Raw genomic sequence first — 11,824 nt, 5'->3', positions numbered from 1 at the left:
GCACTCAAGGGGTTTTATTTTATCAATATTTATTATTTATGTAAGACATAATCAACGATTACATCTTCCGGATGCCCCCTAATGTTGCAAAAAAAACTGTTTTTTTGTATTCAAACAGTTTTTCCACCCCATTTTGAGAAAATAACCTACAACTACCTCAATTTCATACAAATTTCTCCATTCGAATATCTGACCACATTTTATCTTGCCAATATGTAAAATTTTCAATACGACCGATTTCTTTGTAACCCAGCTTCTGATAGAGCTTCTGTGCTTGTTTGTTAAATTCAAATACACCTAATTCAATACGTTTATGCCCCTGCTTCTTAATCTGCTCCTCCAAGTATTGAATCGCTGCATAACCGATACCTTTTCCCCGTCCGTCGGGCTCACCGATTGATATACCTATCCAAGCGGTCCCCGGCTCTTTTTTGTATAGATGACTTGGATCGACCATGTAATTCATTTCACCTATCAACTGGTCATTCAGATATATTAGGTATATATGATGGTTTTCCAGGCGTTTAGTTAAGTCATCTAGAGTCATTTTCTCACGATGTTCCAATTCTGTTTTGTTTCGGTTAGGACGGATCAATGGAATTAAAGATTGGTCGTTTTCCCACTTATTAAACACCTCTACAAGGCTTGAAGTGGGTGCAGTTAATTTTACAAATTTAGTAGTCATAGTACTCGCCTCCTCTCTAATACATTTACATTAAAACTCTCGATTAGTTGGATTCCTTTTGTAACCATATCATAATCTTTTTGAATGAAGCTGCTTTCTTTAGTTTAAATACAAGCCTTCACAACCTTATTTATTTCTCACCATAAATATTATTTCATTTATCTTCTTTAATGTTTAATACCTACTACAGAATTACTTCCTTCTATTGAATAACTAATAAGCTACTTGTTTTCTATTAGACCATTTAATTTAGACTCATTAATATTTTTCCCATTAACCCATTCTTGGAAGTCTATATCTAATACTTGTTTACTTTGAGCAATCGTTGTTAAGATCCTGAACTGATTAAAAGAGTATGAAAAAGTATGGATAGTTCCAAATAAATTTTCATAATCAGTAAAGAATACTGGTGAATTTTTGTCTGAAAAAATATCGAACATTTGCCTTTGTGATAGATCTTTATTTTGATAAGTTAACAAATACTGATTACGTTTCATAGAACCTTCAATAGATGGTCTATTTTTCTTTTCAAGCTCACTTACCTGAAAATGATTTACGCACGATAATAATGCTTGGTCTTTTCTTACAATGACTTTTTCTGGACTAGCTTCAACTGCTGCTATATTTCCGTCTCCATCTCCGAGAGAAAAATTATAACATGCCGAATGTGGTATTTCTTTTAACATTAGAATTGCATCATCTAATGAAGTACAGGTATCGAGTATCATTCTTATCGAAGTCCATGCTGATAAACCTTTCGAATAGTCATTGTTACTTACAAAATGCAGACCCGAAACCAAACCATATTCATTTACACCATCATGTCTCCCTATGGCTTGTAGATTATAACCTGCTGAAGCATAAGCACCTTCCGTCGGTTGTAGCAAGCTGAAAAAACTATCATAGAAAACAGGGGAGAAATCATAATTTCTTACATAGTATTCTTTTGTTATTAGTGACGAACATCCCATTGCTTCAACTTTCGGTACGTCGTAACCACTAAATAATGCTGCGGACTTGTTAATTGAAATTTCTAATCCCTCTGATAATCCATGTATTTCATCTAGCAAATGAGGAGCATAAGCAGAGAAGATTGACTTCATATTATTAAAATCTATTTCCGGTTTAGTAATGGCTTCTAAGGATTTTAATATTGGTCTATTTTTAAGGAGTTTCCCCATCTTTAACCCGATATTGAAAGAACTATCCCTAATTTGTAATACATCCACATTAAAGTTAGACATGCAACTATACCCCTTTCCCCAAAAACATTGTCTACCAGTTTTCCTTGTTCAACAAATCGTGTTCTTTAACACAATTACAATTATTTCAAATTTCATAATTTTTGACAATCATTTACTTCAGAAACTAGCCTCTTTAGTGTAAAAAAAGAAAATGGCTTGAAGGATAAACTCCGAGCCATTTTTTGTGAAATATATTTGATTATATTGATGAAAAAATATGTGATTACTAGTGAGATTCGTTTGAAATTTTCTGTTTTCACCACAAAAGTAAACCCGGAAGCCGAAGCGATCCCTTGTTTAAATTTTGCACCCATCAGTTCAATAAGTTAGCATTTTCCAGTGCAACATTTAATGTATTACTTAAATCATTGTAATCCAAATCCCAATAGTAACCATTGCTATCTAATACTGCGTTATTTTCCATAACCCAAATACTTCCGCCGTAGTTAGTATCACCTTTTGTTCTAATCAAAATTTTTTTGTATCGTACTGGCTTAGTATTTTGAGGAGGGAAGGATTCAATTTTTGAATACCTTTTCATTTTCGAGATATCCTCGGAAATTTTTGAAACCATATCTTCGTCTATAACAATATAAGAATGTTTCTCTGTTAGAACAATTACATCTTTTATATCCTTTTTAGAGAGATTAAATCCCCAAATTGACAAATGAGTTTGCTTATAATACACAAAGGAGATTAATATTATTAAAGCCATTGAGGATAAAATAATCCATCTTTTTATCGTCATTTTACACCCCTTAAAATTCAAAATAATTCCAATCTCCATTTACCCTTCAATCCTTACGAGCGGTAATTAATTATTTTAAAATTTAGTTAACCTTTGACCGGTCCCATGCAGCTTTGAATGCCTTGATACTCTCAAATCTCATTTCTCTATTTTCACTAACTGCACGTAAAGCTATTTCGTAGAGTGGTTTCCCAGCATCCCATTTTGAGAATGAGTGGTCCATTTCTCCACCTAATACTCCAAACGCAATAGCTCCCATCGTAAATACATTAGTCTTTGCGTCAATAGGGGCACCAAGGGTAAATTCTTCTGGAGATTTTGAACGTTTTGCTCCCCAAAAATTCTCACCCATGTCATTGATAGCGGGCGCTTTTCTGTAAAAATCTATATCACATATTTTTGTAATATCCTTCGCAAAATCATATAAAATACTACCGTCATAAAAATCCACAGCTACATACCCTTTTGATTCAACAAATTCATGAAACGAGAAAATAGTGTCTAAAGACTCCAACCGTTTTTGAATAGGCAAATGTCTAAACCGATAAAACGGTGATTCAGGGTGATGATATTTTGCTGGAGGCGGGAAGGACCAATGTGAGTGCAAGCATTCCCCTTCAAACCAGTCAAATACAGCAGCATACCCACAATCCATATGGAAGTGATCAAGCAATTCGATAAGATGTGGATGTCTTAAAGTAGTATATAATGGTATTGCATTCTGTAATCGTGTTACCGCATCTTGTGGATTCCCCGAAAAATCTAATGGTCTTGAACCTGCGTACTTTACGAATTTTTTTCTGCCATCCTTTTCGACTCCAAAACAAATATTGCCTGAGTCTTGTTCGTCAAACACGCAAAATACATGACCAAGAGATTTTAACCATTCGAAATCAAGTTGTTCTTGAAGCTGAAATGTAACATCGTCCAAAGAAATTGTAACTGGAAATTTTTCTGTTTTATTAGATATAAAATTCATAATATCCCCTTTCAGTTTATGGGGGAATCCGTAGTTTAAAGGGCAATTATACGTTTATCCCCTCAATTGGTTTAGCCCTATTTTCATTTAAATTTATGTTCATAAGACAACGCCTCCTTTCAATAATTAAGAATAAGTTATCATTCTGCACCTTGGAAATCTAGAGTTTTTTCAATAAAATGGAAAATAACAAAAAAGAGCACAATTCTTGATATGGAATTGCACCTGAATGTGGAAGAAGTTTAGTTTGTCATTTCGTTTCTGTTATGATAAAACAACTGAAAATAAGTAATCACAGCCAATAATATACACAATAAACCGATCACTAAACTACTAGTGAAGAAAATTCGTCCACCTACCGTAGGAGAATTGGAGGCTAAATAACTAAGTAAAAATAAACTTCCACCCAAAAAGAACAGATAATAGGCAAACCATTTATTTTGGTTTTTTAAGAAAGAGTATCCAATTAGTACTAACAAATATAAACCGGTTATTTGCATAATTAAAGGAAATGTAGGTTGAAATTTAGCTGCATATACAAAAAAATCTAGTTGCGAAATATCACTCTCACTTAGAATTTGCCCATTCAACAATTGAGAAAATGGTGTTGAATAAGTCCATTCCGATGGATAATCTATTAATGCACTGCCTTCATACCAAGCAACAGCCGTAGAAAATAAAAGTCCCGTAATAGCTATTCCGAACTGAATTAGAAACGATAACGTTTTTATTTTTCCTCACCTTCCAATCAGTTTCATTTCACTCTAAAAATTCCCATATTATTGAAGAATCCCATTCTATATTCATATTGTTTTCGGCTACCTAATTAGTCCTCGATCTTTACAAAATCTTCATGGTTGTCTCGGATAAAAGCACTAATTCTTTGTATAGTAAAACAGACTGTTTCATTAAATTTAATATGCAAAGGATAAATTGCTTCAGAAAGTTCCCCATTCTTGTCAAGATCCTCACGTGTTACAGCAAACTTCTCTAAAGTATTGGGACAATTATATTTTTTAAGAACTAATTCAGTTTCTTCTAGGAGCAAATACATGTACTCTTCCTCAAAATACTGCAATCCAGTTTTGATTGCTGACCAGATTTTAGGTTGAGCCATAAAATAGGCACTCCACCAATAGAACTCAGCCTTTGATTCGATTGCATGATCGTAATACATATGAAAAACAAACAACGCCTTTTGTCCTGTAGTTAGCTCTTTATAAAAAAGTTCTTTAACCATCGAGCTATTCTCTTTAGCCATTCTACTTTTATAATCCAAAATTAGCGGTTTAAAACAGACATGTAATAGAGCTTTATCATCTAAAGAAACGAACTCCTGTCTTTTCATCTTTACTCCCATTCAATCACCCCTATTTATTAATATACAATGATTGGAAAATTAATGAAAGAATATTAAAACAGAATTTTCGATTTATTAATAATAATTTTTATATCCTTTTGAAATTGCATAAGTAAAGCACCTGAAACTAGTCCTTAAATGAACACAAGCTAATCTTTTATTTTTTATTAAAGTTTTGTTTAGTGTATAAATAAATATAAATTATTAAATCTACAGTAAAAAATAACATACCAATAACTAAAGTATAATATTTAAAAAAGTTAGCTGTAGAATATCCTCCTACATAGATGAGATACATAAATATGAAAATAATACCAAATATCGAGCATATCTTTTGGGCTTTTATCAAAGCTACATCTCCTTCTAAACACCAAACTTACGAAATTTATTGCCTATTTTGATATATTCTGTATTGGTGTTATGTATATACAATTCACCAATACACAACATTATAAAAATACTGAACTATGCAAAAAAACAGGAGGATCTCTTTAGGGACTCCTGTTGTTATTAATAAGTTGAAATAGGCTTTCTCTTTAACTTTTGCAGCTTTTCCACTAATTTCAACATATATTGAAGAAAGAATGACTCTTGAATCCTCAATTCTTACACTCTATAAGCGGAAGGTCCGCCCTTTATCTTCATTAAAATTACTATTCTATTAACTTCGTATCATACATTGTAAAATCACAACGATAGATGAATAAATACTTCCCATCAATAATTAAACCTGTTGAGTTTGGAACATCGGTTGACCAATACGATACTGAATTTCCCGTGAATGTTGCTACCGGTTTTCCAAGCTGAGATCTGATTAAAATGATTTTTGACTTTCCATCAAAGTAGTTATGAAAATTATTCACGATTTTATTAATAAATGGAGTGCTTCTATCATTATTCTCAACTGTAACTTGCTTTGGTAATTCATTCATGACATCTGTTAGTCCCTTTTCGTACATAATTAATGTACTGCCAACATGGGTGATTTGTTTTCCACCAATTGTTATATTTAATACTGAAGATTGCTTAGTTGTTTCACCCTTTTCATTTGATATATCAAATTTTGTATCCCTGCTGATGTTTCCGGATTTTCCTTTAATCGTGTCTATCGGCAGCCCATCAGCATCATAGGTTTGTAAAGTTACATCGAGACCTTTTAATTCCTTCACAATATTTTTACCCCATAAATCAAACAACTGACATCCACTAAGTAAGAATATCAATGTAATTGTTAATAAAGGAATGGTTAAAAGTTTCATATATCTTTTCATTTGTATTCCCTCCCTCGTATGTATTCATTATATACGAGAGGTACCTTCAAAAAGTTCCAAAGCTACATGTGGGGTAGATTTCAGTCCCTCCTATTTCGTACATCTTTCATGTTAATGCATTTTCTTATAAAATGAGTTCGATATATTTAAATCAGCAAATGTGACTCTGGTGTCTCACCATTGCTATGCACTTCATTGAAATGTTTAGCAATCTTTCAATCCATTATCCTGCAATTTCTGCCGAAGTGAGCTCACCATTAATATTGCCATTTACAATAATTGAATGTCCCCAAAACATATCACCATCGGAAAAGAATATCTCAAAACCACCTTCTGGATAAACACTAATGCTACTTAATTCCATGAGATCAATGAACATTTCTTTTGTAATCTCAGCTATTACTGCCTCATCATTATCCTGCAGCCATTCATTTGCTAACTCTACAAGTTCTTCTGCAGCATACATTCTGATTTTCATATTCCATTCATCCTGCTCATTGAACAGAGCATATGCTGTTTCCAATGCAGACTTCATTTCATTCTCATCTTCATTCCAATCAAAATACAAAATCCCTTCTTCTCCTGCCCAAGAAACGTTCTTTTCAAAAAGTTTAACACTCTTAACAAGCTCGAACTGACTTAGAACTTCATCAGTGTAAAAAACCGGTTTCATGAATTCCTGCAAAATCATTTCTAGTGCATCATCTTTATAATTTGTTTCAAGAACATTAACAAGCATCATTGAGTTTTCTGCCCTTCGAACCAGTAATCTTACAACTGAATGACTTTTCAAAATATCTCTTGATTTTTCCAATTCCTCATCACTAACCAACCATTCAAGTCGTAACTCTTCATTTTTAATGGGTTCATTGTTATGTAAATTTTTCCACGCAATCAAATCTATAGACGCATTCCAAAGTATGTCTCCTCCAGCTTTTCCGGCACCAATCCCTGATGCGCCTGTGACAGCTGCCACTTCGATAACATCATCTGTAAATCTCTGTTCAAATCTATTTCTTTCACTCAATTGACTCATTTTCATACACTATCCTTTCTCTAAGCTAATAGTCCCATCTACTAAAAACACCCATGTGTCTAGAAGAGAAACACATGGGGTACTAGTCATGCTTAAAATCAAATTAATCTATTGGATTGCTTTTCCGGTAAATAATGATTGAGGACCACCCGCTATTATTGATTCCTTCCCCTGTCCGGTTATCACTACTTTTCCGCCCGACGGCACCTTAATTGTTGCAGTTCCCCATTCTGCTAACTTGCTAGTTACTACATTATTTGCCTTATCATACACTACATAATCATAGCTAGACTTATACAAGCCATATACCATAACTTGACCTTCTTTCTGACTTCTATTCAAAAACTCATAGCTTTTTCCTTGAGGAATGGTGAATCGTGTGAATGCTGGTGTATTACTTGTTTTTCCTTGAAACTGGAGCTTTGGACCACCCGCTTTTATGGATTCCTTGCTCTGCACTGTGATTACTACTTTTCCGCCCGACGGTACCATAATTGTTCCAGTTCCCCATCCTGCTAGATTGCTAGTTACTACATTATTTGATTTATCGTATACTACATAATCATATCTAGAATTATACAGGCCATATATCTTAACTTGACCTTCTTCCTGACTTCTATTCAAAAACTCATAGCTTTTCCCTTGAGGAATGGTGAATCGTGTGAATGCTGGTGTTCTACTTGTTTTTCCTTGAAACTGGAGCTTCGGACCACCCGCTATTACAGGTTTCTTGCCCTGACCCGTGATCACTACTTTTCCGCCCGATGGAACCGTAATGCTTGAAGTCCCCCAAGCTGAAATCCTGCTGAATACTACGTTTTTGGCCTTATCGTACACCACATAATCAAAATCGGTGTTAGCCAGCCCATCTACCCTTACATCCACTTCCTTCTTACTAGTATTCAAAAACTCATAGCTTTTCCCTTGAGAAATAGTGAATCGTGTGAATGCTGGTTTACTACTTGCTTTTCCTTGAAACTGGAGCTTCGGGCCACCCGCTATTACAGGTTTCTTGCCCTGCCCCGTGATCACTACTTTTCCGCCCGATGGAACCGTAATGCTTGAAGTCCCCCAACCTGAAATCCTGCTGAATACTACGTTTTTGGCCTTATCGTACACCACATAATCAAAATCGGTGTTAGCCAGCCCAACTACCTGTACAGAACCTTCTTTCTTACTTTTATTCATAAACTCATAGCTTTTTCCTTTGGAAACATTGAATCTTGCGAATGCTGGGGAACTACTTGCTTTCACTTTAAACACGCTCTTCGTGGCACTTGCTTTTACCTTTACATTGCTTTGACCTGTGATTACTACTTTTCCACCTGAAGGAACCTTAATGATTGAAGTTCCCCAATCAGCTAATTTGCTGGTTACTACGGATTTTGTCTTATTGTATACGACATAATCATAGCTGGTGTTACTCAGACCATTTACCTTAACCTGACCTACTTTTTTACTTTTATTCAAAAATTCATAGCTTTTCCCTTTTGAAATCGTTGCAGATACTGTTGTACTGCTTATTTTCAAAGTCGCACCGTAACTTTTAATGGAAAACAATAAACAAACCACTGTTATTATTAAAATAGGAAACTTTTTGATACTTTTCATATTGACCCGCATCCTGAACACAATCTAAAAAGTCGTTTTTTAATTAAGATTTGTGGTTATTCTATTTCTAATTTTTATGTCAATAAATCTTCGCAATTGTTGTAATGTGATATGTCTTTTTTTACATGTATATAAATCAATATATTTAGTGCATCTCTTCTGCTCAATAATTACTAGAATTATGGCCCGAATGTTGTTTCTCCTTTTGAAGCCGCTTAAATATCCATCCCCCTCTTATATTCCATATGTAGGAAAATGACATATTTATATAATAACAGAACAGTACAAAGGGATTAATAATATTTTTAAATAATTTAGAAATTTAGGACATTTGGATCATCGTGTAGAAAGGTCGCAGTATATATGTTTGGTAAATCTATATCATAATTCGATAATAGTTTGGAACCAATTTTGTACAACAAGGGGAATTATCAAATAAAGAAAATAAATAGCTCTAAGTGCACCTGGCTAGGTACACTCAGAGCGTAATTATGAGAATTAATTAATTAATAATAATCGTGTTTTCTCTTTACTTTTTAATTTCAATCGGAGATCCATTTTCTTGGATTTTTTTCATTAGCTCATCAGTAATCACAATATCTGGATCTTGTACTTTTGTTTCCTGTTCCAATTGCTTTTGATAACGATCCGCTTCTTTTATCCAGCTGCTATATTCCACACTAAGCAATTCTTTATTATACCTAGAGAAAGTAAGTTGAGCGATTTCTCCTTTATCTGATCTCACTTGGAAAGTAATATCAGAATTCTTTGCCCCTCCTTCATTTTCTTGATACCCTTGGGAAATATATTTCACAGATGCTACTTTATCAGATATTAATTGATATTTTTCTGCTGCTACTTTTGCTAATTTTTGATACTCCTCATTGTTCTTAATTAAATTTTTATCCATTCCTTCACGAATATCTGCTTTATGATACATCCACTTCGAAATCGAGTGATTTTCTCCAGTGACAGCATCTAGAGCAAAATCATAAGATAACCGATCATTCACCTTCACATGCACATTCCATATTGCACGTAACTGAGTTGTACTAATCGGACTGTACATCATTTCCAACGTTTGTCCACTTAGATCGACATGAAAGATTCTCCACAAATTTTGACTAGCAAGCTCTGCTGCCTCTTCCATCTTCATATCGTTTACCGTTGGCTGATCTTTGCCAACAAACTTTATTTTGTAATCCTTTTTTACATAGTCCACAGGAACATTGCTGTTCAATGATCCTACATATGGTAAGTTGTAGCTGGTAGAAACAAATTCTGTTTTACTTTCTTCTGCTGCTTTTACGATTTGACTAATACCCCCGAATATCAATGTAGCAGCTGTAATAGCTCCTACTGATCCTAGGACCATTTTTTTCCTTTCATTTCTTTTTTCCATTTCATCCGTCTCCTTTACATTTTAATGTGTGATGTGATCACAGTTGTAAGTATATAAATGGAATGTTATCGAACTATCATTAACTTATTACTGACTTGTAAAAGTTAATTTAGCCGTTGTCCCTTTCCCCAGCTCAGATGAAAAGCTCAGCTTTGCTCCATGAGTGACTGCGATCTGCTGGCATAGTGCAAGGCCCAGTCCAGCACCACCTTCGGAACGACTCCGGGAAGGATCTACTCGGTAAAAAGGTTCTATAATGTGAGCAAGATGTTCCTTCGTCATTCCCTTACCATTATCTTGAACAACAATTACTTTCTTTTGCTTCTCTAAATATGCTGCCAGCTTGATCACTCCATCAGGACTGCAGGCTTTCATTGCGTTATCAATTAAATTCACTAGCAGAATATGCATCAGATCTGCATCACACAATAATGTGTCAAACTGATACTCATAGATCATCTTTATTTTTCCCTCTCCTGACTTGAAGGACATTGCTTGCTCCAACTCATGCACCAGTTTTTCCATACGAACATTGTTCCGTTCAATTTTATTTCCACGAAGAGTTGCCATATCCAACAAGCGATAAGCAATTGTCTGAAGTCTACGACTCTCAGACATTATGTAATTTGTCGCAAATAATTTGTCCTCCTCTGAGCGAACAACCTTCTGAATATATTCCGCATAACCATAAATAGTGGTTAATGGGGTTCTAAGCTCGTGTGCCAAATTATCAACAAATTGCTGCTTCTGTTCTGCCGCTGTAGCTAACTGCTGTATCTGACTCTCAATTTCCTCCGCCATATGATTGAAACTACTTGCCATCTCCGCAAGCTCATCTCGCCCCTTAACCTTAAGCCGATTCGCATACTGCCCCTGGGCAATGCTTTTGGATGCGGCTGAAATTTGCTGTAGTGGTTTAAAAACTCGATTTAATACAAGTAATAAACACACGGAAAGCAAACCACAAAATACAATTCCAATCGAAAACAGCATAACTGTCATTTTGTTCCACGAAGAAATAATTGCAGATACATCATAATAATAAGCAAGCGTATAAGTATCATATGGTGCTGGTATTGTACCCACTACACGGATATAATCCTTATTTCCGAGCTTTTCCATCGAAACAAGACGTCCACTTGTTTTTGAAAGATTAGGGATTTTAGGCGATTTAATAGAATCTCTCATCATATCTGTATAAAGTGGTTTGCTCTCTTTAGAAATAATCAAAATTACTTTTTGTTTGCTGTAAAAATCAACATATGAATGATAGAGCGATTTGATTCCACTCTCAACCGAAGTTCCCCTTCCCTCCAATGCATACATGTCCTTCGCATACGATGATGCAATAAAATAATGCTCTCTAAGACTACGATCCTTCGAATTATCTAAATTACTCTTAAGCGTCACAACTAAAACGAACAAAATCCCACTATAAAAAAAGAGGAGAAATAGAATAAGTGTAAATAAAAAGGTCCGCGATTTCAC

11 protein-coding genes are annotated in these 11,824 nt (G+C 34.6%); all 11 read right to left on the bottom strand.

The annotated features are described in order from the left end of the window. Positions 1 to 163 precede the first annotated feature (163 nt). A complete protein-coding gene (locus ACQKP0_RS12745; protein WP_427406228.1) occupies positions 164 to 685 on the bottom strand; it encodes a GNAT family N-acetyltransferase in 522 nt (173 codons plus the stop codon). A 221-nt stretch (positions 686 to 906) separates the two neighbouring features. Beyond that, the gene (locus tag ACQKP0_RS12740; RefSeq protein ID WP_427406227.1) at positions 907 to 1,929 is read right to left on the bottom strand and encodes a C45 family autoproteolytic acyltransferase/hydolase; all 1,023 of its coding nucleotides are present in this window, start codon (positions 1,927 to 1,929) and stop codon (positions 907 to 909) included. A 313-nt stretch (positions 1,930 to 2,242) separates the two neighbouring features. After that, the gene (locus tag ACQKP0_RS12735; RefSeq protein ID WP_427406226.1) at positions 2,243 to 2,716 is read right to left on the bottom strand and encodes a hypothetical protein; all 474 of its coding nucleotides are present in this window, start codon (positions 2,714 to 2,716) and stop codon (positions 2,243 to 2,245) included. A 43-nt stretch (positions 2,717 to 2,759) separates the two neighbouring features. Then, the gene (locus ACQKP0_RS12730) at positions 2,760 to 3,656 is read right to left on the bottom strand and encodes a serine/threonine protein kinase (RefSeq protein ID WP_427406225.1); all 897 of its coding nucleotides are present in this window, start codon (positions 3,654 to 3,656) and stop codon (positions 2,760 to 2,762) included. Positions 3,657 to 3,898: 242 nt separating this feature from the next. Next, positions 3,899 to 4,354, bottom strand: a complete 456-nt coding sequence (locus ACQKP0_RS12725) for a YjdJ family protein (RefSeq protein ID WP_427406305.1) — start codon at positions 4,352 to 4,354, stop codon at positions 3,899 to 3,901. A gap of 128 nt (positions 4,355 to 4,482) precedes the next feature. Beyond that, positions 4,483 to 5,016, bottom strand: a complete 534-nt coding sequence (locus tag ACQKP0_RS12720) for a hypothetical protein (protein ID WP_427406224.1) — start codon at positions 5,014 to 5,016, stop codon at positions 4,483 to 4,485. Positions 5,017 to 5,669: 653 nt separating this feature from the next. Then, positions 5,670 to 6,287, bottom strand: a complete 618-nt coding sequence (locus ACQKP0_RS12715) for a DUF5052 family protein (protein WP_427406223.1) — start codon at positions 6,285 to 6,287, stop codon at positions 5,670 to 5,672. 223 nt (positions 6,288 to 6,510) lie between these two features. After that, positions 6,511 to 7,323: a DUF2262 domain-containing protein gene (locus tag ACQKP0_RS12710; protein ID WP_427406222.1), complete on the bottom strand. Its 813-nt coding sequence runs from the start codon at positions 7,321 to 7,323 to the stop codon at positions 6,511 to 6,513. A gap of 108 nt (positions 7,324 to 7,431) precedes the next feature. Next, a complete protein-coding gene (locus ACQKP0_RS12705) occupies positions 7,432 to 8,934 on the bottom strand; it encodes a hypothetical protein (RefSeq protein WP_427406221.1) in 1,503 nt (500 codons plus the stop codon). Positions 8,935 to 9,463: 529 nt separating this feature from the next. Continuing rightward, positions 9,464 to 10,336, bottom strand: a complete 873-nt coding sequence (locus tag ACQKP0_RS12700; RefSeq protein WP_427406220.1) for a hypothetical protein — start codon at positions 10,334 to 10,336, stop codon at positions 9,464 to 9,466. 87 nt (positions 10,337 to 10,423) lie between these two features. Continuing rightward, on the bottom strand, positions 10,424 to 11,824 hold the full coding sequence (locus tag ACQKP0_RS12695; protein ID WP_427406219.1) for a HAMP domain-containing sensor histidine kinase: 1,401 nt from the start codon (positions 11,822 to 11,824) through the stop codon (positions 10,424 to 10,426).

Source organism: Heyndrickxia sp. NPDC080065, from assembly GCF_050281185.1.
Taxonomy (GTDB): domain Bacteria; phylum Bacillota; class Bacilli; order Bacillales; family Bacillaceae_C; genus Heyndrickxia.
Note: the sequence above shows the minus strand (reverse complement) of the source record. Positions and strands in the feature narration are given on the sequence as shown.

What these genes read in the sequence shown, in the direction of transcription:
- ACQKP0_RS12710 (WP_427406222.1), bottom strand. Translation starts at nt 7,323, where the DNA reads ATGAGTCAATTGAGTGAAAGAAATAGATTTGAACAGAGATTTACAGAT.
- ACQKP0_RS12730 (WP_427406225.1), bottom strand. Translation starts at nt 3,656, where the DNA reads ATGAATTTTATATCTAATAAAACAGAAAAATTTCCAGTTACAATTTCT.
- ACQKP0_RS12740 (WP_427406227.1), bottom strand. Translation starts at nt 1,929, where the DNA reads ATGTCTAACTTTAATGTGGATGTATTACAAATTAGGGATAGTTCTTTC.
- ACQKP0_RS12745 (WP_427406228.1), bottom strand. Translation starts at nt 685, where the DNA reads ATGACTACTAAATTTGTAAAATTAACTGCACCCACTTCAAGCCTTGTA.
- ACQKP0_RS12735 (WP_427406226.1), bottom strand. Translation starts at nt 2,716, where the DNA reads ATGGAGATTGGAATTATTTTGAATTTTAAGGGGTGTAAAATGACGATA.
- ACQKP0_RS12705 (WP_427406221.1), bottom strand. Translation starts at nt 8,934, where the DNA reads ATGAAAAGTATCAAAAAGTTTCCTATTTTAATAATAACAGTGGTTTGT.
- ACQKP0_RS12715 (WP_427406223.1), bottom strand. Translation starts at nt 6,287, where the DNA reads ATGAAAAGATATATGAAACTTTTAACCATTCCTTTATTAACAATTACA.
- ACQKP0_RS12700 (WP_427406220.1), bottom strand. Translation starts at nt 10,336, where the DNA reads ATGGAAAAAAGAAATGAAAGGAAAAAAATGGTCCTAGGATCAGTAGGA.
- ACQKP0_RS12720 (WP_427406224.1), bottom strand. Translation starts at nt 5,016, where the DNA reads ATGGGAGTAAAGATGAAAAGACAGGAGTTCGTTTCTTTAGATGATAAA.